Origin of the sequence: Streptomyces sp. NPDC058812, assembly GCF_042744565.1 — a bacterium.
Lineage (GTDB): Bacteria > Actinomycetota > Actinomycetes > Streptomycetales > Streptomycetaceae > Streptomyces > Streptomyces thinghirensis.
Window position 1 is genome coordinate 242,509 of record NZ_JBHYOB010000010.1, and the last position, 20,048, is coordinate 262,556.

Here is a 20,048-nt window from a genome sequence, read left to right on the forward strand (position 1 = left end):
CGGCGGTCAGTGGATGATGCCGGTCCGCAGGGCCACGGCGACCATTCCGGCGCGGTCGCCGGTGCCGAGCTTGCGGGCGATGCGGGCCAGGTGGCTCTTGACGGTCAGGGCGGACAGGCCCATCGAGACGCCGATCGCCTTGTTCGACTGGCCTTCCGCGACCAGTCTCAGCACCTCCACCTCGCGGCCGGAGAGCTCGCGGTAACCGCCCGGGTGGCTCGGGGCGCCCGGGGGGCGGCGGTGCAGGCGGGCGGCGGCGGCGCCGATGGGGGCGGCGCCCGGCCGGGTGGGGAGCCCGACGTTGGTGCGGGTGCCGGTGACGACGTAGCCCTTGACGCCGCCGGCGAGGGCGTTGCGTACGGCGCCGATGTCGTCGGCGGCGGACAGGGCGAGGCCGTTGGGCCAGCCCGCGGCACGGGTCTCCGACAGCAGGGTCAGGCCGGAGCCGTCGGGGAGATGGACGTCTGCGACACAGATGTCGCGGGGGTTGCCGATGCGGGGACGAGCCTCCGCGACGGACGAGGCCTCGATGACGTCGCGCACACCGAGCGCCCACAGATGGCGGGTGACGGTGGAACGAACGCGCGGGTCGGCCACGACCACCATGGCGGTCGGCTTGTTCGGGCGGTAGGCGACCAGGCTTGCAGGCTGCTCGAGGAGAACGGACACCAGGCCTCCTGGGGTGCGGGACGGGGCCGGCTCGTGGGGGGTGAAGCCGGGACGAACCGTGCTTTCAAGGTCACAGTCGTCTTCGGCACCGAAGCCGTCCGCCTTTAGAGAATGATCACGATCTGGTGAGTAACAATCCGAGCAATTCGGACACGCGGTCGATCATTCGAAGATCGAACGGTTTCGTACTTTGTCGATACGGGGCCGAAAGTGGCCGTGTCGACAAAGTGACGGAACGTTTCCTGGGCCGGACGGGCGCCAGTGGCAGAGAAAGCGACAAGGGGTCGGGGCTCAGCGCGACTGCGGTCCGCGCCGCTGCGGCAGCGTCACGATCGACGCGTCGCCCGGCGCGGCCGGCGGCAGGCCCGCGACCTGCGCCAGCAGATCGCACCACGAGGCGAGGTGCGCCGCGGTGTCCGGGACGCCGCCCAGCCCCTCGCGCGGCGTCCAGGACGCCCGGATCTCGATCTGCGAGGCGGACGGGCGCGCCGAGAGGCCCCCGAAGTAGTGGGAGCTCGCCCGTGTGACCGTGCCACTGGGCTCCCCGTACGTCAGCCCGCGCGCCTGGAGCGCGCCGGTGAGCCAGGACCAGCACACGTCCGGCAACAGCGGGTCGGCGGCCATCTCCGCCTCCAGTTCAGCCCGCACCAGCGTCACCAGCCGGAAGGAGCCGTGCCAGGCGTCGTGCCCGGCCGGGTCGTGCAGCAGCACCAGCCGCCCGTCCGCCAGGTCGTCGTCCCCGTCGACGACCGCGGCCTCCAGGGCGTACGCGTACGGGGCGAGCCGCTTCGGCGGGGGCACCGCCTCCACCTCGATCTGCGGCCGCAGCCGCGCGGCCCTGAGCGCCTCGACGGCCGCCGCGAAGGCCGGCGGTGCCGTACTCCCCGTATGCCGGGCCTCCTCCTCGGTACCCTTCGGTTCGTCCATTCCGCCAGCGCCGTCCGACAGTCGTCCCTGAGCCGCAGCCATGCGGGGAAGATTAAGGGGAACGGCGCCTCGGCGCAGGGAGGGACACCCGCGTGCGGACGCGATGTCCGGATCACGCGGTCCCGCGGGGTGCGCGGGAGCCGCCCCACCCGAGGTCGGGCGCTGCCGCGGCGACATGCGAGACTTGCCGGTGTGAGTGCCAACCAGAGCCCCGCGGGCAAGCAGCCGACCGCCACGTACGACTCCGCTTTCCTCAAGGCGTGCAGGCGTGAGCCGGTGCCGCACACTCCCGTGTGGTTCATGCGGCAGGCCGGGCGCTCGCTGCCGGAGTACCGCAAGGTGCGCGAGGGCATCCCGATGCTCGAGTCCTGCATGCGGCCGGAACTGGTCACGGAGATCACCCTCCAGCCGGTGCGCCGGCACGGCGTGGACGCGGCCATCTACTTCAGCGACATCGTGGTCCCGCTCAAGGCCATCGGTATCGACCTCGACATCAAGCCGGGCGTCGGCCCGGTCGTCGAGAACCCGATCCGCACCCGCGCGGACCTGGCACAGCTGCGCGACCTCACCCCCGAGGACGTCTCCTACGTCACCGAGGCGTTCGGCCTGCTCACCCAGGAGCTCGGCGCCACCCCGCTGATCGGCTTCGCGGGCGCGCCGTTCACCCTCGCGAGCTACCTCGTGGAGGGCGGCCCGTCCCGCAACCACGAGCACACCAAGGCGCTCATGTACGGCGACCCGCAGCTGTGGGCCGACCTCCTGGACCGGCTCGCCGACATCACCGCCGCCTTCCTCAAGGTGCAGATCGAGGCGGGCGCGAGCGCCGTCCAGCTCTTCGACTCCTGGGTCGGGGCGCTGTCCCCCGCGGACTACCGCCGCTCGGTGATGCCCGCCTCCAGCAAGGTCTTCGAGGCCGTCGCCGGGTACGGCGTGCCGCGCATCCACTTCGGCGTCGGCACCGGTGAACTCCTCGGGCTCATGGGCGAGGCCGGCGCGGACGTCGTGGGCGTCGACTGGCGCGTCCCGATGGACGAGGCCGCCCGCCGCGTCGGACCCGGCAAGGCGCTCCAGGGCAACCTGGACCCGGCGCTCCTCTTCTCCACCTCCCAGGCCGTCGAGACCAAGACGCGCGAGATCCTGGACGCCGCGGCGGACCTGGAGGGCCACGTCTTCAACCTCGGCCACGGCGTCCTGCCCGACACCGACCCGGACGCGCTGACCCGGCTCGTGGAGTACGTGCACACCCAGACCGCGCGCTGACCACCTCCGGCGCCCGGGGGCCGTGCGGGCCACCGAGGTGTCGGGGCACCACGCCGAGGGCGTAGGCGGCGTACTGCCCGCCTCGGCCGGCAGTTCGCCGCCGCACCGGTTGTGCACGACCCCGGTGCGGGACGGCCTTCAGCGCCGTCCGCGGCGGCGCCACGACCTGCTCCCTCCCGGCGCCCCGCTGCAAGGAGCGCCACCTCGACGGCACCCGGCGCCGGTCTCAGGGGCTCGCCGGGCCGCGCGGCGGCGCCTCCTCCCGGCGGCGGCGCGGCTCAGCGCGAGGGCGTGCCGGTGAGGACCTCCACCGCGGCCGTCCCGGAGGCGGCGCTCGCGCCGTGGGTGAAGATCTGGACCGCGCCGGCGGTGCCGGCACCCGGCAGGCCCATCTCCACCACGATCGCGTCCGGGCGGGCGGTGGTGAGGCCGGTGACGGCGCGGTCCATCCAGGCGTGCCGGGCCGCGTCGCGGGCGACGATCACCAGGGGGCGTCCCGCGGCCGGTTCGAGGGCGCAGCTCTCCAACGCGACCGTCCCCTCCTCCAGTTCCTCGCCGCGCACCCGCACGGAGGTCGTGCCCGGCAGCCGCTCGCGCAGCGGGTCCGCGACGCCCCACGGGGTCTCCCGGCCGATGGCCATGTTGGTGACCGGGGCCAGCTCGACCACGTGCGGCGCGGCGGTCAGCGGCAGGGCGTCCCGCGCGGCCCCGGCGACCCGGACGGCGCGGCGTGCGGCGAGGTGACCGATACCGTCCCCGGCCGCCTCCCCGGCGGACCCGGCCGTCCGCAGCCCGGCCGACCAGTCGGCGAACTCCCTTACCCGGTCCGCCGCCTCGGCCAGCCGTTCCGCCGGCAGCTCGCCGGCGGTCACCGCGGTGACCAGCCCCTTGACCAGCAGGTCGACCGTGGCCTCCTCGGCGCTCTCGCCGCCGACGCAGACGGCGTCCACCCCGGCGGCGACGGCCTTCACCGTGGCCCCGTCGATGCCGTGGCGGGCCGTGACGGCGCCCATCTCGATGGCGTCGCTGACGATCAGGCCGTCGAAGCCCAGCTCGTCGCGGAGCAGGCCCTGGAGGATGCGGCGGCTGAGCGTGGCGGGCAGGTCGGGGTCGTAGGCCGGCACCAGCAGGTGGCCGCTCATGACCGCGCGGACGCCCGCGGCCACGGCGGCCCGGAACGGGGGCAGGGCCTGGGCGGCGATCTCGTCCCGCCCGGCACCGTAGGCCGGCAGGTCGTGGTGGGAGTCGACGGCGACGTCCCCGTGACCGGGGAAGTGCTTGGCGCAGGCGGCGACGCCGGACGACTGGAGCCCCCGGATCCACGCGGCGGTGTGCCGGGACACCACGACCGGGTCGGTGCCGAAGGAACGTACGCCGATGATCGGGTTGTCGGGGTTGGAGTTGACGTCCGCGCTCGGCGCGTAGTCGAGGCTCACCCCGGCGGAGCGCAACTGACGGCCCAGGTCGGCGGCGACGGCCTCGGTCAGCTCCGCGTCGTCGACGGTGCCGAGGGCGAAGTTGCCGGGCCGGGTCGACCCGGTCGCGGACTCGATGCGCGTGACGTCGCCCGCTTCCTCGTCGATGGCGACGATCAACTCCGGGTTCTCCGCGCGCAGTCGCGCGGTGAGCCGGGCGACCTGCTCGACGGAGACGATATTGCGGGAGAAGAGTACGACGGAGGCCAGTCCGTCCCCGATGTCGCGCAGGACCCAGTCGGGTGCCTCGGTGCCCACGAAACCCGGTTGCAGGACGGAGAGCGCGAGCCGGCGCAACTCGCCGCTGTGCTTGCTGGAGGCCATCGATCGCGCCTTTCAGGTGGTGGCTCTTGGTATAGACCAAGTGGGTGCGCGCTCAGGTTAACCAGGCGTGTCAAGGGGGTGCTCTCGAACTCGGAAGTAACAACTGGGCCCGTGGATACGGGTGTTGACACCTTTCCTTGGTCTAGTCCATTGTGAGACGCAAGTTCGGCGAGGGGCGCATGGGACGCCCCGTTCTCACGCCGGACGACTTCCGCTTCCGTGACGACCACCCCGGACGAGACGACCATTCCGGACGGGGGCGCGGACCGGGCGATCCCCTGACCAGGGAGAGCCCCGTCCCACCGAGCCGCCCCCGTCGCCCCGCTCCGCCCACGAGCGCGAGCGGGCCCCAGCCGCCCCCACCGACCTCATGTGCGACGGCCCGACCTCCGTCGCGCACACCGCCGTTGCCCGCACGAGGTGACGGCGAGGATCTGGAGCACCACATGGCGACGCCCGATTCCTACCTCCACCGAGCCCCGTCGGACCTCCCCTACTTCAGCGCGGACGCCGACACCTACCTGGCCCGCACCCAGCTGCGCGACCTGCGCAAGACACGTCCGCTGCGGGTGCTGTCCGAGGAGGACTTCGCCCACTGGCAGACCTACGGATACGTAGTGGTGAAAGAGGCGATACCGGCCCCCTCCGCCCGTCGACTGCTCGACTTCGCCTGGGAGTTCCAGGGACTCGACCCGGACCGCCCCGACACCTGGTACCGGGACCGTCGGTACCGCTCCGACCTCGACCGGGAACTGCACATCTACGGCTTCGTCGAGGCGTACCACCACCAGCTCATCTGGGACAGCCGCCAGACCCGGCGCGTCTACGACGCCTTCGTCGACGTATGGGACTGCGAGGAGCTGTGGGTCACCCTCGACCGGCTCAACCTCAACCCGCCCAACACCGGCAACCGCGACCGCGCCCTCATCGACAAGCCGGACCGCGGCTTCGACATCGAACTGCACTGGGACGTCGACACCTCCCTCGGCGTCCTCCCCCAGCGGGTCCAGGGCATCATCGCCCTCAACGACACCAAGCCGGACCACGGCGGCTTCCAGTGCTGCCCCGACCTGTTCCGGCGCTTCGACCGCTGGAAGGCCCTCCAGCCCGACGACCGCGACCCGATCCGCCCCGCGATCGACCGCGAGGACATGCCCGTCGTACGGCCCGACCTGGAAGCCGGCGACCTGCTCATCTGGAACGGACTGCTGGCCCACGGCGTGGCACCCAATGTCTCCGGCGAGGGCGTGCGCGCCGTCCAGTACCTGTCGATGATGCCCGCGCTGGAGACCCACCGGACACTGCGCGACTCCCGCGTCGACTCCTGGCGCACCCTCGCCACCCCCGACTGGAACGCCACGCTCCTCGGCGACGCCCACCGGCACGAGTCCGAGCGCTACGGACCCGCCGAGCTGAACGAACTCGGCGCCAGGCTGCTGGGCCTGAAGTCCTGGCACGCGGACACCGACGCCGACAGCACCGAGGCGACCGACGAGGCCACCGGGGAAGCCGCATGCGCAGCATCTGCCTGACCCTTCCCACCAACCGGCCCTGCCCGGACGCCATCGCCGCCCTCGGTGAGGAAGCGGCCTACGCCGCCGACCACTTCGACATCGATGTCCACCTGCTGGTCCTCGACTCCTGCCCGCCCCCGGTCCACGCCGCCCACGCCGAGGCCGTACGGCGCCTGCCCGCGCACCCCCGGATCACGGCGCACCACCTCGACGAGGCCGCCCAGCGCGACTTCCTGGAACGGGTGACGGCACACTCCGGCAGCGCCAAGCCCGACCTGCTCCTCGACCTGATGCTCCCGGACGGCCTGTCCTACGGCGCCTGCACCAACCGCGCCTTCCTGATCGCGGCGGCGCTCGGCTGCGAGTCCGTCCACCGCAGGGACTCGGACAGCCGGTACCAGAGCGTGGACGGCCGTACCGTCTTCCCCGTCCACCACGAGCTGCTGTCGATCGGCAGACGCGCCGCGGACGCCGCCCCCGTCGTCACCGAGTCGACCCTGCCGGCGGCCCTGGCGGACCGGCGGGTCGCCATGGTGGGCGGCTCCTTCGTGGGCGAACTCTCCGTGGACGTAGCGCGGATCCGCGACGCCGACCCCGGCGTCTACCACGACGTCGTCTCCCTCTGGGCGCCCGGACACTGGTCCGCCGAGCAGAAGCGGGAGCTGGTCGAGGAGTCCTTCCGCGGCGCGGGCACCGCCCCCTTCGCGGCCGACCACTCGCTGCTGACGCTGGTCGACCCCATGCGGGTGGACATGTGCAACATCGCCTTCCACGGCGACAGCGTCAGCGAACGGGTGCCGTTGCCGCCCGCCCGGGACACCATCGGCAGCGACTACTTCCTCATCCACCTCGTGCACGACGCCGGTCTGCCCGGCGTGCTGCACAACCGGAACATCGTCAACTACCACACGGGCGAACGCAGGACCGGACCCGGCTTCCTCGCCTACCAGACCCGCTTCGCCAAGTTCCTCCTGTCGATGCTCCACTTCCACTTCGTCTACGACCGCATGGCCGAGGCGGGCGACACGCTGCTGGACCGGCACGGCCGGGTCCGCCCCGCCGCCGTCGCCGCCCTGGCCCGCCGGAGCACCGGCCTGGACCCGGCGGAGAACGTCCGCCGGCTCGACACCCTCGACACCGCCTACCGGCGCCTCGGCGGCCGGTACGCCGACTTCGCCGACCTCCTCGCCACCCGGCGCGCGCGCCTCCTCGACGAGGCGCGCGGCGACATGACGGACTTCGCGCTGCTGACGGAGGCGTGGGAGGGCCTGGTCGGCGCGGCCAAGGCCACGCCTCTCGCTCTCCCGCCCGGGCGGACGGGGTGAGCGCGGCGATGCGCACGGAGATCAGCGCGGGTCTCAGCGGGCCCCTGGCCGCCGCCCTCGCCGCCGCGACCGACGACCGGATCGTCTACGACCTCGCCGGCATCGAGCAGCGCTACGACACCCTGCGCCGCGAACTGCCCGGCGTACAGGTGCGGTTCGCCATGAAGGCCTGCCCGGTCGACGAGGTCCTCGGTGCCCTGGCACGCAGGGGCGCCGGTGTCGACGCGGCGAGCCCCGGCGAGGTGGAACAGGCGCTGCGGGCCGGGGTGCCGGCCGCGCGCGTGCATTACGGCAACACCGTCAAGTCCGACCGGCACATCACCGACGCCCACCGGCTCGGCATCCGCACCTTCGCGACCGACAGCCTCCAGGACGTGGCCGCCCTGGCCGTCCGCGCCCCCGGCGCCCGCGTCTTCTGCCGGGTGGCGACCGGCGGAGCGGGCGCCGTATGGGGACTGAGCCACAAGTTCGGGTGCTCACCCGGCGACGCCGTCCACGTCATGGAGCGGGCCCGGGACGCGGGGCTGGTCCCGGCGGGACTGTCCGTGCACGTCGGCTCGCAGCAGATGACGGGCGAGGCGTGGCACACCGCCCTGGAGGACCTGGGCGACACCCTGCGCGCCCTGGGCCGGCGCGGCATCCGCGTCGACCACGTCAATCTCGGCGGCGGCCTGCCCGCGCTCGGTTACCGCGACCGGCACGGCACGCCCCTCGACCCACCGCTGGACAAGATCTTCGCGGTGATCCGGGAAGGGACGGACGAACTGCGCCGGATCCACGGCGGCCCCCTGGACTTCGTCATCGAACCCGGACGGCACCTGGTCGCCGACCACGGGGCGATCCGCGCGCACGTCGCCCGCCTCACCGAGCGCCGCGGGGCGGGCGGCGAGCGGCAGTACTGGCTGTACCTGAGCTGCGGCAAGTTCAACGGCCTGTACGAGATGGACGCGCTCCAGTACCGGCTGGTCTTCCCGGGCCACACGGACGGACCGCGGGTGGCGGCCGTCGTCGCCGGACCCACCTGCGACAGCGACGACGCCTACTCCCACGAGGAGGCACTGGTCCCGGTACCCGAGGCGCTGGCCTCGGGCGACCCGGTCTGGGTGCTGTCCAGCGGCGCCTACGCGACCAGCTACACCACCCTGGGCTTCAACGGCTTCGCCCCGCTCCCGTACGCCTGGGCGGGCCGCCCGGACGGGGGCGCCGCCGATGGATGACGCCGTGCGCGTACGCCGTATCGCCGACGGGGACTGGGACGCCGTCGTGGCGCTGGAACGGGACGCCTACAGCGGACTGGGCCTGTCGGAGGGCCGGGCGGCGCTGCAGTCCCGGGCGGCGGCGTCGCCGGACACGTGCTTCGTCCTGGACGTCGGCTCCCGCACGGCCGGCTACGCGCTGGCCCTGCCCTACCCCTTCCACCGCTACCCGGACCTGGAGCGGGCGGAGGAGACCGCGACCGCCTTCCCGCCCGGGAACCTCCATCTGCACGACATCGTCGTGGCGCCCGGCCTGCGCCGCAGAGGGCTGGCGCGGCACCTCCTGCACCACCTCACCGGCACCGCCCGCACGCGCGGGGACGAGCGGATCTCCCTGGTCGCCGTCGGCGGCACCGAGCGGTTCTGGTCGGCGCGCGGCTTCGTACCCCAACCCGGAGTGGTGGCCGTCGGCGACTACGGCGCGGACGCCGTCTACATGTCCAGGCCGGTACCGGCGACCGACCGGGCCGGACGCCCGTTCCCGTTCCCGTCCCAGTCCCCGCCCCTGCGCGAAGTGAGCTGATGCGCGTGTCCCGTCTCCACGACCCCTTCCTCCGCGGCCAGTTGGCGATCGCCGCGCTGTTCCTGTCCCTCGGCTTCCAGTACGCCACCTGGGCCGCGCGGATCCCGGCCGTCAAGTCCGGCCTGGACCTGACCGCGGCCGAGGTGGGAGTGCTCCTGATGGCCGCGGGGGTCGGCGCCGCGGTCTCCTTCCCCATGGTGGCGTGGCTGATGCGACGCCTGGGCTCGCGGCGGCTCGCCCTGCTGTCCCAGCTCGGCCTCGCCCTGCTGCTGCTCGCCCTGGCGGCGGCCCCGAACTACCCGGTGGCCCTGCTGGTGATGTGCGTCGACGGCGTCCTCGTGGGCTGTCTGAACGTGGCCATGAACGCGCAGGGCGCGGCCCTGGAGACACGGCACGAGCGCAACACCATGGCGAGGCTGCACGCGACGTTCAGCGTCGGGTCGCTGCTCGCGGCGCTGCTCGCCTCCGGTATGACCGCCGCGACCGGGTCGGTCGGAGCGCACTTCGGGGTGGCCGCCGCCCTCCTCGTGGTACTGGGGGCGTCCGCGCGGACGGGACTGCTCGACGACGAGGCACCCGCCGACACCACCGCTCCCGCCGAGCGGGCGGAGAAGCAGCCGGGCCGCCGCTGGACCGTCCCCTCCCGCCTGACCCTGTGGATGTGCTGTGCCATGGTCTTCGGCACGGTCGCCGAGGGCGCCATGAACGACTGGTCCGCCCTCTACCTGGAGGACGTCGCCGAGGCGTCGGCGGAACTCGCCCCCCTGGGCATCGCCGTCGTCTCGGGAATGATGGTCGTCGCCCGCCTCTTCGCCGACGGCTGGCGGGCCCGCTGGGGAGACGGCCGGGTCGTCCTCCTGGGCAGCGCGGTGGCGGGTGCCGGCCTCGCCGTCGCCCTGGTCAGCGGCGGCGTCGCACCCGCCCTCGCCGGCTTCGCGTGCATGGGTCTGGGCATCGCGGCCGTGACCCCCTGCGTCTACGCCGCCGCCGCGCGGCAGGGCTCGGACGCGCTGACCCTGGTCGCCGCCATGGGAACCACCGGTCTGCTGGCCGGCCCGCCGCTCATCGGTTTCATCGCGGGCGCGAGCAACCTGGCGTGGGGCATGGGCGCCGTCGCCGCGTCGGCGGTCGCCGTGTCGCTGTGCAGCACCCGCATCCGCTGGACCCCGGAGCCCATGGTCACGGGAGAGCCCTCCCACGCCTGATGGCGGCACCGACGGTGGTCACCACCCCGGCCGCGCCCGCCGCCCGAACAGCAGCCCGCGCGGTTCGGGCGGGGGCGGGGTGCCGCGTCGCAGCGGCCAGGTGATCACCATGCCGACGACGAAGCCGACGACATGGGCCACGTACGCCACGGTGCCCGCCTCGGAGACGGCCCCGCCGGACGAGTAGACCGCCTGGAGCCCGAACCAGGAACCCAGCACGATCCAGGCCGGCAGGCGCAGCGGCAGGAAGACGAGGAAGGGGACGAGGACCCAGACGCGGGCCTTCGGATACAGCACCAGATAGGCGCCGAGCACCCCGGCGATCGCGCCCGACGCGCCGATCAGCGGGGCGCCCGAGCCGGAGTTGAGGAGGGCGAAGCCATAGGTCGCCGCGTAGCCGCAGACGCCGTAGAAGAGCAGGTAGCGCACGTGGCCCAGTCGGTCCTCGACATTGTTGCCGAAGATCCAGAGGAAGAGCGTGTTGCCCAGCAGGTGCAGCCAGCCGCCGTGCAGGAACATCGCCGTCAGGACGCTCAGCTCGGGGGACTTCTCGTAGTCCGGCGGCCCGACCACGCAGCCCGGCCCCTGCGGGCCGACCCCGGTGTCGCCCGTCGGCACCAGCCCCGGCAACCGGTGGTGGAGCAACTCCCGCGGAACCGCCGCGTACCGGTCGAGGAAGGCCTCGAGGCGGCACAGCTGGGCGAGACTGCCCTCGCCCGTCACGGAACCGGCCGTACCGGGGGTGAACAGGAAGACCAGGACGTTCGCGAGGATCAGGGCGTACGTCACCCAGGGGGTACGGCGCGCGGGGTTCACGTCATGGACGGGGATGACCACGAGACACTACTGCCCGCCTGCCGGACGGTGAATCGGTACGTCCCCTGAACGCCCGCGCCCGTGTCCGCGTATGTCCTCTCAACCGCCCGCGGCCCGGGGAAGGCGGGACGCGGGGACGACGTGAGGAACAGGCGATGAACGAACGGGTCACACCGGCTCCGGCGATGCACGCCCTGCCCGACGGCGAGGCCGAGGTCGCCCTCGTGCTGCGCCTGCCGTGGGAGGACGTCGCCCGGCTCGGTCAGGAGGCCGGGCGGCTGGCCGCGCAGATGCAGCGGCCGGTGACACTGGACGAGGCGGTGAGCCACCGGCTGCGCTCCGCGCGGGGCGCGGCGCACGCCAAGCCGGCCGGTGAGCAGCCGCCCGCGGTGAGCGCTCCGGGGCCCGCGGCCACCACCCCGGCACGCGTGACCACCCCGGCGTCGGTGTCGTCCCTGCCGTCGCGGCCCCCTGCCGAGCAGGCACGGCAGGCCATCGACCGGATCAACGGTACGGCGTAGCGGGCGGTGCGGCGGGCGGGGCGTGGCGGGCCTTCCGAGGCCCGGGGTCCGCTCAGGCCGGGGGTCTGCTCAGGCCTGCCGCTCCACCGCCCGCGCCGCCTTCCTGGCGGCCACCAGTACCGGATCCCACACCGGTGAGAAGGGCGGCGCGTAGCCCAGGTCCAGGGCCGTCATCCGCTCCACCGTCATCCCGGTCGTGAGGGCCACCGCGGCGATGTCGACCCGCTTGCCCGCGCCCTCGCGGCCGACGATCTGGACGCCGAGCAGCCGTCCGGTGCGCTGCTCGGCGAGCATCTTCACCGTCATGGGGGAGGTGCCCGGGTAGTAGCCGGCGCGGCTGGTGGACTCGATGGTGACCGTCACGAACCGCAGCCCCGCCCGCAGCGCGTCCTTCTCGCGCAGTCCGGTCCGCGCGATCTCCAGGTCGCAGACCTTGCTGACCGCCGTGCCGACCACGCCCGGGAAGGTGGCGTAACCGCCGCCCGCGTTGGTGCCGATGACCTGCCCGTGCTTGTTGGCGTGGGTGCCCAGCGGGATGTGCCGCTCCTGCCCGGAGACCAGGTCGAGCACCTCCACGCAGTCGCCGCCCGCCCAGATGTTCTCGTGCCCGCGCACCCGCATGCCCAGGTCGGTCAGCAGCCCGCCGTGGACACCCAGCGGCAGCCCGGCGGCCTCGGCGAGCGAGGTCTCGGGGCGTACGCCGATGCCGAGCACCACCACGTCCGCCGGGAACTCGGCGTCCTCGGTGGCCACCGCGCGCACCCGGCCGTCGTCGCCGGTGAGCACCTTGGTGACCTCGGCGCCGTTCACCATGGTGATGCCGAGGCCCTCCATGGCCTCGTGCACCATGCGGCCCATGTCCGGATCGAGCGTGGACATCGGCTCCCGGCCGCGGTTGACGACGGTCACCTCGTAACCGCGGTTGATGAGCGCCTCGGCCATCTCCACGCCGATGTACCCGGCGCCGACGACCACCGCGCGGCGGCCGCGCGTGTGTGCCAGCGTGTCGAGCAGCGCCTGCCCGTCGTCCAGCGTCTGCACCCCGTGCACGCCGGGCGCGTCGACGCCCGGCAGCTCCGGACGGATCGGGCGGGCACCGGTCCCGATCACGAGCTTGTCGTACGACGTCCAGGACTCCGCCCCCGAATCGACGTCACGCGCGCGCACCCGCCCGCCGGCGACGTCGATCTCCGTGACCTCGGTGCGCATCCGCAGGTCGATGCCGCGCGCGCGGTGCTCCTCGGGCGTCCGGGCGATCAGCCGGTCCCGGTCGGTCACGTCACCGCCGACCCAGTACGGGATGCCGCACGCCGAGAACGAGCTGAAGTGGCCGCGTTCGAACGCCACGATCTCCAGCTCGTCCGGTCCCTTCAGCCGCCGTGCCTGCGACGCCGCGGACATGCCCGCGGCGTCACCGCCGACCACGACCAGTCGTTCCCTCGCCCGTCCGGTACCGCTCGTACGGTTCGTGCCACTCGCAGCGCTCATGCCCATGCGAACACGCTACGGGGACGGGGCATTTCAGTCCTGCCCACCGGGCTCCTCACCGCGTGCCGTCACCGGTGCCGGGCGGCGCGGCAGCCGGGGCCGTATCAGCCGCAGCCACAGCAGCACCAGCAGCGCCGCCACTCCGGCGAACGGCAGCGCCGCGCCGAGCGCCACCGCCAGCCAGCGCAGCATCGTCACGAACGCGTCCCAGCCGCCTGCCAGCGCGTCCGTGAACCCGGGGTCGTCGTCCTCCGCCGCCCGCTCCACCGGCGTCTCGGACAGGGAGAGGGTGATGGTGGTCAGGCTCGTGCGGTCCTTCAGGGCCGCCTGCCGGGCGAGCAGCGCCTCCAGTTCCGCCTGGCGGGTGCTCAGTTCGCCCTCCAGCGTCACCACGTCGCTCAGTTTCGTCGCCCGGTCCATCAGCTCGCGGACGCGGGCCACGCTGGCGCGCTGCGACTTGACGCGGCTGTCCACGTCCACGACCTGGTCGGTGACGTCCTCCGCCTTCGCGCTGCGTTCGAGGAGTTCGCCGGCGCCTTCCAACTCGTCGAGCACTTCCTCGTAGCGTTCCACGGGCACGCGCAGTACGACCTCGGTCCGCTCGTGGCCCTCCTCGTCCCGGGTGGTGGTCTCGTCACCGACGTAGCCGCCCGCGTTCTCGGTCGCGGTGCGGGCCGCGTCGAGGGCCTCGGGGGCGTCCTCGACCCGCACGGTCAGGGAGGCGGTGCGGATGATGTGGGCCGGGGCGGGTGCCGGCGGCGCGGTCGCCTTGGCGCCGTCGGTCTCGCCGCCCGCGGCACCGGCCCGGTCCTCGGCCGCCGGGCCGTCCGCCCGCGAGTCCCCCTGGGCCGCGGCCTCCTTGGCGCCGCCCGCCGAGTCGGAGTCGTCGCCCGACCCGCCGCATCCGGTGAGGACGAGGGCCGCGGCCAGCAGCAGGCCGGCGAGGGCGTGGGCGGGCGGTGCGGAACGTCGTGCCGATCGTGGTGCTGATCGTCGTGCGTGCATGGCGGGTACCCCCGGGGGTCGTGACGACTGACGCTCCTTCGACGTGGGGAGGGGCACGGACGTTGGCGCGGAACGGTTCCGAAGAGGTCACGGTCTCGACTCGCGGCACCTCTTCGGAGCCCTGTGGCACGACACAGCCGGTGACCCGGCCCGGCGGCGGTGTCGGTGCCGTCTGAGACGCTGGGGGCATGTGCGCAAGCGAGAGCCCCGCGGGCGAGTTTCCCGCGGACACGGGGCATGTCGTCGTCATCGGAGCCGGAATCGCCGGACTGGCCGCCGCCCACCGGCTGCTGGAGCGCGGCGCACGGGTGACCGTGCTGGAGGCCTCCGACCGCGTCGGCGGCAAGCTGCTGCCCGGCGAGATCGCCGGAGTACGCGTCGACCTCGGCGCCGAGTCGATGCTGGCCCGCCGCCCCGAGGCCGTCGGCCTGGCCCGCGAGGTCGGCCTCGCCGACCGCCTCCAGCCGCCGTCCACCGCGTCGGCCTCCCTGTGGACCCGCGGCGCCCTGCGCCCCATGCCCAAGGGCCACGTCATGGGCGTCCCCGGCACGGCCGCGGCCCTGACCGGTGTCCTCTCCGACGAGGGCCTCGCCCGCATCGAGCGCGACGCCGCACTGCCCCGCACCGAGGTCGGCGACGACGTGGCGGTGGGGGAGTACGTGGCGGCGCGCCTCGGCCGCGAGGTCGTCGACCGCCTCGTCGAACCACTGCTCGGCGGCGTCTACGCCGGCGACGCCTACCGCATCTCCCTGCGCTCGGCCGTGCCCCAGCTCTTCGAGGCCGCCCGCACCCACACCTCCCTCACCGAGGCGGTGCGCGCCCTCCAGGGCCGGACGGCCACCTCCCCTCCGAGCGGCCCGGTGTTCATGGGCATCGAGGGCGGCATCGGCACCCTCCCGCTCGCGGTCGCGGAGTCGGTGCGCGCGCGGGGCGGTGAGATCGTCACGCGGGCGCCGGTGACGGAGCTGCGCCGCACGGCCCCGGGCGGCTGGCGGATCGTCGCCGGCGACCGGGTGCTGCACGCCGGCGCGGTCGTCGTCGCCGTCCCCGCCCGTCCCGCCGCCGAGCTGCTGCGCGCCGAGGCGCCCGCCGCCGCGGCCGAGCTGTCCGCGGTGGAGTACGCCTCGATGGCCCTGATCTCCCTCGCCTACCGCCGCTCCGACACGGCCGCGCTTCCCGAGGGCAGCGGCTTCCTCGTGCCGCCGGTCGACGGGCACACCATCAAGGCGTCCACCTTCGCCTCCCGCAAGTGGGGCTGGATCGCCGACGAGGACCCGGATCTGGTCGTCCTGCGCACCTCCGTCGGCCGGTACGGCGAGACCGCGATCCTCGGCCGCGACGACGCCGGCCTGGTCGCCGTCTCCCGGCACGACCTCGAGGAGGCCACCGGCCTGGCCGCCGAGCCCGTCGCCACCCGCGTCACCCGCTGGCAGGACGGCCTGCCCCAGTACCCCGTCGGTCACCACGCGCGCGTGGCCCGCGTACGCGAACACGTCGCGAAGCTCCCGGGCCTCGCGGTGTGCGGCGCGGCGTACGACGGCGTCGGCATCCCCGCGAGCATCGCGAGCGCGTACGCGGCCGTGGACCAGCTACGAGGTGACCTGCGCGGTGTGGAGCGGCTCACCGCCCACCCGGTGCAGAGCCTGCACGGCGGAGCGGGAGAATAGGGCCATGAGTGACGACGCCTCCACCCCCGCTGCCGACCGGATCCCCAACAAGGGCAAGCTGGCCAAGGACCTCAACGAGGTCATCCGCTACACGCTCTGGTCCGTCTTCAAGCTCAAGGACGTGCTGCCCGAGAACCGCGCCGGCTACGCCGACGAGGTCCAGGAGCTGTTCGACCAGCTCGCCGCCAAGGACGTGACGATCCGCGGCACGTACGACGTGTCCGGTCTGCGCGCCGACGCCGACCTCATGATCTGGTGGCACGCCGAGACCGCCGACCAGCTCCAGGAGGCGTACAACCTCTTCCGCCGCACCAAGCTGGGCCGCGCGCTGGAGCCGGTCTGGTCGAACATGGCGCTGCACCGCCCCGCCGAGTTCAACCGCGCGCACATCCCGGCGTTCCTCGCCGACGAGACGCCCCGCGACTACATCAGCGTCTACCCGTTCGTGCGCTCCTACGACTGGTACCTGCTGCCCGACGAGGACCGCCGCCGCATGCTCGCCGACCACGGCAAGATGGCCCGCGGCTACCCGGACGTGCGCGCCAACACGGTCGCCTCCTTCTCGCTGGGCGACTACGAGTGGATCCTCGCCTTCGAGGCCGACGAGCTGTACCGCATCGTCGACCTCATGCGCCACCTGCGCGCCTCCGAGGCCCGCATGCACGTCCGCGAGGAGGTCCCGTTCTACACGGGGCGCCGCAAGGACATCGCGGAGCTGGTGGCGGGGCTCGCCTGATCGGCGGAGGCTGCCGTCGGGTCGGCCGGGGCTCCGGGGGTTGTCCCCCGGGAGGTGCGGCACGGGGCGCCGCAGACATCGCGGAGCTGGTGGCGGGGCTCGCCTGATCAGGCCGCCGGTGGCGCGGCCTGCTTCCGCTGCGGTCCCGGCTCGGCCGCCGGCCTCGGCTCCGGTTCCGGGCGCGGGGCGCACGACGCGTCCCGCGCCGGGAGGCGGCCGTCCAGCAGGTACGCCTCCAGGTGGCCGTTGACGCAGGCGTTCGGGCCGCCGGCGATGCCGTGGGTCCCCGCGTCCCGCTCGGTCACCAGCACCGAGCCCGGCAGCCGCCGGTGCAGCTCCAGCGCGCCGTCGTACGGAGTGGCCGCGTCCCGCTCGGCGGCCAGCACCAGCGTCGGCGGCAGCTCGCCCGGCCCGGTGCGCACGTCGAGGGGGCGCTGCCGGGGCGCCTGCCAGTAGGCGCACGGCAGGTTCGTCCACACGTTGTCCCACGTCTCGAACGGCGCCCGGCGCGCCAGCCGCGTGTTGTCCCGGTCCCAGACCTCGAAGTCGGTCGGCCAGGACGCGTCGTTGCACTCGACGGCCGTGTACACGGCGTTGGAGTTCTCCGCCCCGACCGCCCCTTCCTCGGTCCGCGTCCCCGCCTGGTCGATCAGCGGCCGCGGATCGCCCTTCAGGTAGGCCGACAGCGCCTCGGCACGGTGCGGCCAGTAGTCGTCGTAGTACCCGGCCTTCAGGAACGCCCCTTGCAACTGCGCGGGGCCCACCGTCCCGCCCGCGGGCTCCGCCGCGAGCCGCGCGCTCGCCTCCTCGTAGCTGTTCTGCACCTCGCGCGGCGTGGCACCGAGCCCGTACACGGCGTCGTGCTCGGCGATCCACTCCTTGAAGTCCGTCCAGCGGTCCTCGAACGCCGCCGACTGGTCCAGGTTGTTGCGGTACCAGACCCGCTCCGGGTCCGGGTTCACCACCGAGTCGAACACCATCCGCCGCACGTGCGACGGGAACAGCTCGGCGTACAGCGCCCCCAGGTAGGTGCCGTACGACGCGCCCATGAACGTGAGCCGCTTCTCGCCCAGCGCGGCCCGTACGACCTCCAGGTCACGGGCGTTGTTGAGGGAGTGGTAGTGCCGCAGCGCGTCCCCGGCCCGTTCGGCGCAGCCGCGCGCGTACGCCTCGGCCTCGGCGGCACGCTCCTTCTTGTACGCGTCCGAGGGCCGCGTGGGCGCCGGCCGGGGGCCCTTGAAGAAGTCCCCGGGGTCCTGGCAGGACAGCGGCGCGGAGGGCGCGACCCCGCGCGGGGCGTACCCGACGAGGTCGTACGCCGCCGCGATCCGCTTCCACTGGGGGACCATGCCGACCAGCGGGAAGTACAGCCCCGAGGCTCCCGGGCCGCCCGGGTTGTAGAGCAGGGCGCCCTGCCCGGGCACCTTGTGCTTGCTGTTGTCCGGGTCCTTGTGCGTGGCCCGCACCCGGCTGACGGTGAGCCGGATCTGCTTCCCGTCGGGATGCGCGTAGTCCAGGGGCACGGCGACCGTGCCGCAGCGCATGCCGCCCGGCAGGTCCTCGGCCTCCGGGCAGCTGCCGAACTCGACGCCGGCCGCCGCCGCGCGCCCGGCGGCCACGGCGGTGCCGCGCGCCTCGGCGTCCCCGGGCCCGCCCGGAGTTCCCTCCGCCGGCGCGGCCGCGAGGGTGGTCAGCAGCAAGGACCCGGCGGCCGAGTAGAGGGCGGCAGCTCGCATCGCGTATCCCTTCGGTGCACGGTGTGACACAAGGGATGTTTGGTGCGGCGGCCGGGCAGGGCAAGCACCGCCCGCGGGTGTCGGCGCCGAGTGCCTCCGTACGCCCCCCGGCGGGTCAGGCCCGGCGCTCCCAGTAGTCCTCGGCGACGTACTCCTCGCGGTGGGCGAAGGCCGCGCGCAGGTCCGGTTCGCCGATCGCATGGACGCCCCGTACGGCGACCGAGGTGAGGTACGTACGGTCGTCCGCCGAGCCGTCGGCGTGCCGGACGAGGGCACCGATCAGCCGCTGGCCGGCCGGGGAGGCCCAGTGCGAGTACGGGTGGACCTCCATCCGCGTGATGGCGAGGCACCCCAGGGTCAGCGTGAGCGGCAGCGCGAACCACAGGGCGATCAGCAGGCGCGGCTGGTCCGCGGGAAGGGGCAGCGCCAGGGCGGCGCAGCCCAGCGCGCACACGGTCACCGCGGCGACCCGCACCCGCCGGACCCCGGCGGCGACGCCGCGGTTGCCGTCCGGCACGGCGAGGCCCGCGCCGACCAGCCGGTCGGCCAGGCTCCGCACCGGGTCCGCGGTGGCCGCGGTGGCCCGTACCGGCGCTATCCGGGACTGGCCCCCGGGCCCTATCGCCCCTATGACCGACCGCTCCATCTCGTCCCGCCCGCACGGGTCCACGACGGTCGCCCAGCCGGTGTGCGCGAGCAGCAGCCGGCGCTGGCGCGCCATGGAGACCAGCGTCAGGTCGGCGACCCTGCGAGGGCCACCGGACAGGAACGCCGCCTCGTACAGCGTCAGCGCGTGCTCACGGCCGACGGCGTGCGCGTCGACGGCCGCCGCGCGCACGGCGGCGAGACACAGCCGCAGGCACGCCAGGCCGGCGACGGCCCAGGCCGACAGGAGGAGAAGGACCCAGAACATGCCGTACTTCTATGCCAAAGGCTTTCGCCGGCGCCATGCCCTTTTCACATTTCGGGACGCAGTGTTGTGGGTATGTGACGTTCCGTTTGGTGATGTCCCGACGGAGCCGCCACCGGATCACCGGCGCAGCAGAACACGCCTGGTCGCACGGGCCCACCGCACCCCGGGACGCTCCGACCGCGGCACCGGCCCCGACCGCTCCAGCCACCACTCCCGCAACTCGATCCGCACACCGGCATCCTGCGGACGGCCGTTCCGCATCAGGTGCTCGACGAAGTCGAGGGCGTCCCGCCGGTGGCCACCGGTCAGCGGACGCTTCTGGGCATAGGCGAGGAAGGCCGACCGGTACCCCGCGCCGAGGAGCACCGGCAGCTCGGGCGCGACCTTCGCGACCACGTCCGCCCGCTTCCCGGCGAGCGCCCGCGCCTGCACCCCCAGCCGCACCCGGTCGAACCCCTCGGGCACGGGCGTCCCGGCGACCAGCGCGGACAGCAGCGCGGCCTGCGCGAGGGCGAGCCGCTGCCGTACGGCGGCACCGGCGCCGGACCCGTCACGCGCGGCTCGCGACGCCACCGCCCCGCCTCCGGTGGGCGCCGTACCCGCCGCCCGCCGTGGCGAAGGGGCGAGCACCGTGCCCGCCGCCCGCCGTGGCGAAGGGGCGAGCGCCGTGCCCGCCGCCCGCCCCTTC

Annotated in this window: 17 protein-coding genes and 1 pseudogene; 9 read left to right on the plus strand and 9 right to left on the minus strand. The window is 73.9% G+C overall.

Annotation, left to right across the window (positions count from 1 at the left end; genetic code table 11):
* Positions 1-6: 6 nt before the first annotated feature.
* Positions 7-669, minus strand: a complete 663-nt coding sequence (locus ACFW48_RS22535) for a response regulator transcription factor (protein ID WP_003972894.1) — start codon at positions 667-669, stop codon at positions 7-9.
* 291 nt (positions 670-960) lie between these two features.
* Positions 961-1,638 (minus strand): DUF3000 domain-containing protein, encoded by a 678-nt coding sequence (locus ACFW48_RS22540; RefSeq protein WP_386317225.1) that lies wholly within the window; start codon positions 1,636-1,638, stop codon positions 961-963.
* A gap of 150 nt (positions 1,639-1,788) precedes the next feature.
* Here ACFW48_RS22540 and hemE point away from each other — a divergent pair, with 150 nt between their 5' ends.
* A complete protein-coding gene (hemE, locus tag ACFW48_RS22545; RefSeq protein ID WP_386317228.1) occupies positions 1,789-2,856 on the plus strand; it encodes a uroporphyrinogen decarboxylase in 1,068 nt (355 codons plus the stop codon).
* Between the two features lie 278 nt (positions 2,857-3,134).
* Here hemE and ACFW48_RS22550 read toward each other — a convergent pair whose 3' ends face one another.
* Positions 3,135-4,655 carry a glycoside hydrolase family 3 protein gene (locus ACFW48_RS22550; RefSeq protein WP_386317229.1) on the minus strand — a complete coding sequence of 507 codons (1,521 nt, stop codon included), beginning with the start codon at positions 4,653-4,655 and terminating at the stop codon, positions 3,135-3,137.
* A 446-nt stretch (positions 4,656-5,101) separates the two neighbouring features.
* Between ACFW48_RS22550 and ACFW48_RS22555 the strand changes: the two genes are divergently transcribed.
* From ACFW48_RS22555 to ACFW48_RS22575, 5 genes are read left to right on the plus strand one after another with little or no spacing between them, the layout of a single operon-like run.
* Complete coding sequence (locus ACFW48_RS22555; RefSeq protein ID WP_386317232.1) at positions 5,102-6,187, plus strand: phytanoyl-CoA dioxygenase family protein; 1,086 nt, start codon at positions 5,102-5,104, stop codon at positions 6,185-6,187.
* Positions 6,169-7,494, plus strand: a complete 1,326-nt coding sequence (locus ACFW48_RS22560) for a DUF6271 family protein (RefSeq protein ID WP_386317234.1) — start codon at positions 6,169-6,171, stop codon at positions 7,492-7,494. Before ACFW48_RS22555 ends, ACFW48_RS22560 begins: the two co-directional genes overlap by 19 nt.
* Positions 7,495-7,502: 8 nt before the next feature.
* Positions 7,503-8,711: a type III PLP-dependent enzyme gene (locus tag ACFW48_RS22565; protein WP_386317237.1), complete on the plus strand. Its 1,209-nt coding sequence runs from the start codon at positions 7,503-7,505 to the stop codon at positions 8,709-8,711.
* Positions 8,704-9,273: a GNAT family N-acetyltransferase gene (locus ACFW48_RS22570; RefSeq protein WP_386317240.1), complete on the plus strand. Its 570-nt coding sequence runs from the start codon at positions 8,704-8,706 to the stop codon at positions 9,271-9,273. The genes ACFW48_RS22565 and ACFW48_RS22570 overlap by 8 nt, the downstream gene beginning before the upstream one ends.
* Positions 9,273-10,478 (plus strand): MFS transporter, encoded by a 1,206-nt coding sequence (locus tag ACFW48_RS22575; RefSeq protein ID WP_386317243.1) that lies wholly within the window; start codon positions 9,273-9,275, stop codon positions 10,476-10,478. The genes ACFW48_RS22570 and ACFW48_RS22575 overlap by 1 nt, the downstream gene beginning before the upstream one ends.
* Positions 10,479-10,496: 18 nt before the next feature.
* On the opposite strand, the gene ACFW48_RS22580 is transcribed toward ACFW48_RS22575, so the two are convergent.
* Complete coding sequence (locus tag ACFW48_RS22580) at positions 10,497-11,315, minus strand: rhomboid family intramembrane serine protease (RefSeq protein ID WP_386317246.1); 819 nt, start codon at positions 11,313-11,315, stop codon at positions 10,497-10,499.
* A 134-nt stretch (positions 11,316-11,449) separates the two neighbouring features.
* Here ACFW48_RS22580 and ACFW48_RS22585 point away from each other — a divergent pair, with 134 nt between their 5' ends.
* Positions 11,450-11,815, plus strand: coding sequence for a hypothetical protein (locus ACFW48_RS22585; RefSeq protein ID WP_386317249.1), 366 nt, complete (start codon positions 11,450-11,452; stop codon positions 11,813-11,815).
* Between the two features lie 69 nt (positions 11,816-11,884).
* Here the strand turns inward: ACFW48_RS22585 and ACFW48_RS22590 are convergent, their stop codons facing one another.
* Positions 11,885-13,309, minus strand: a complete 1,425-nt coding sequence (locus tag ACFW48_RS22590) for an FAD-dependent oxidoreductase (protein ID WP_386317251.1) — start codon at positions 13,307-13,309, stop codon at positions 11,885-11,887.
* Between the two features lie 27 nt (positions 13,310-13,336).
* Positions 13,337-14,308 carry a DUF4349 domain-containing protein gene (locus ACFW48_RS22595; protein WP_386317253.1) on the minus strand — a complete coding sequence of 324 codons (972 nt, stop codon included), beginning with the start codon at positions 14,306-14,308 and terminating at the stop codon, positions 13,337-13,339.
* Positions 14,309-14,496: 188 nt separating this feature from the next.
* Between ACFW48_RS22595 and hemG the strand changes: the two genes are divergently transcribed.
* A complete protein-coding gene (gene hemG, locus ACFW48_RS22600) occupies positions 14,497-15,975 on the plus strand; it encodes a protoporphyrinogen oxidase (protein ID WP_386317255.1) in 1,479 nt (492 codons plus the stop codon).
* Between the two features lie 4 nt (positions 15,976-15,979).
* Complete coding sequence (hemQ, locus tag ACFW48_RS22605) at positions 15,980-16,711, plus strand: hydrogen peroxide-dependent heme synthase (protein ID WP_386317257.1); 732 nt, start codon at positions 15,980-15,982, stop codon at positions 16,709-16,711.
* Positions 16,712-16,818: 107 nt separating this feature from the next.
* On the opposite strand, the gene ACFW48_RS22610 is transcribed toward hemQ, so the two are convergent.
* From ACFW48_RS22610 to ACFW48_RS22620, 3 genes and pseudogenes are all read right to left on the minus strand, one after another.
* Positions 16,819-18,447, minus strand: a complete 1,629-nt coding sequence (locus tag ACFW48_RS22610; RefSeq protein WP_386317259.1) for an alpha/beta hydrolase — start codon at positions 18,445-18,447, stop codon at positions 16,819-16,821.
* Positions 18,448-18,562: 115 nt separating this feature from the next.
* Entirely contained in the window at positions 18,563-19,360 is a 798-nt protein-coding gene (locus ACFW48_RS22615; RefSeq protein ID WP_386317261.1) for a TIGR04222 domain-containing membrane protein, read from the minus strand.
* Between the two features lie 117 nt (positions 19,361-19,477).
* A pseudogene (locus tag ACFW48_RS22620) lies at positions 19,478-20,048 on the minus strand (endonuclease); the annotation flags it as partial.

Bases quoted from the DNA above. Each gene is read 5' to 3' on its own strand.
- ACFW48_RS22615 (WP_386317261.1), bottom strand. From the start codon at position 19,360: ATGTTCTGGGTCCTTCTCCTCCTGTCGGCCTGGGCCGTCGCCGGCCTG.
- ACFW48_RS22610 (WP_386317259.1), bottom strand. From the start codon at position 18,447: ATGCGAGCTGCCGCCCTCTACTCGGCCGCCGGGTCCTTGCTGCTGACC.
- ACFW48_RS22595 (WP_386317253.1), bottom strand. From the start codon at position 14,308: ATGCACGCACGACGATCAGCACCACGATCGGCACGACGTTCCGCACCG.
- ACFW48_RS22555 (WP_386317232.1), top strand. From the start codon at position 5,102: ATGGCGACGCCCGATTCCTACCTCCACCGAGCCCCGTCGGACCTCCCC.
- ACFW48_RS22590 (WP_386317251.1), bottom strand. From the start codon at position 13,309: ATGGGCATGAGCGCTGCGAGTGGCACGAACCGTACGAGCGGTACCGGA.
- ACFW48_RS22550 (WP_386317229.1), bottom strand. From the start codon at position 4,655: ATGGCCTCCAGCAAGCACAGCGGCGAGTTGCGCCGGCTCGCGCTCTCC.
- ACFW48_RS22575 (WP_386317243.1), top strand. From the start codon at position 9,273: ATGCGCGTGTCCCGTCTCCACGACCCCTTCCTCCGCGGCCAGTTGGCG.
- ACFW48_RS22585 (WP_386317249.1), top strand. From the start codon at position 11,450: ATGAACGAACGGGTCACACCGGCTCCGGCGATGCACGCCCTGCCCGAC.
- hemG (WP_386317255.1), top strand. From the start codon at position 14,497: ATGTGCGCAAGCGAGAGCCCCGCGGGCGAGTTTCCCGCGGACACGGGG.
- ACFW48_RS22565 (WP_386317237.1), top strand. From the start codon at position 7,503: ATGCGCACGGAGATCAGCGCGGGTCTCAGCGGGCCCCTGGCCGCCGCC.
- hemQ (WP_386317257.1), top strand. From the start codon at position 15,980: ATGAGTGACGACGCCTCCACCCCCGCTGCCGACCGGATCCCCAACAAG.
- ACFW48_RS22560 (WP_386317234.1), top strand. From the start codon at position 6,169: ATGCGCAGCATCTGCCTGACCCTTCCCACCAACCGGCCCTGCCCGGAC.
- ACFW48_RS22540 (WP_386317225.1), bottom strand. From the start codon at position 1,638: ATGGCTGCGGCTCAGGGACGACTGTCGGACGGCGCTGGCGGAATGGAC.
- ACFW48_RS22570 (WP_386317240.1), top strand. From the start codon at position 8,704: ATGGATGACGCCGTGCGCGTACGCCGTATCGCCGACGGGGACTGGGAC.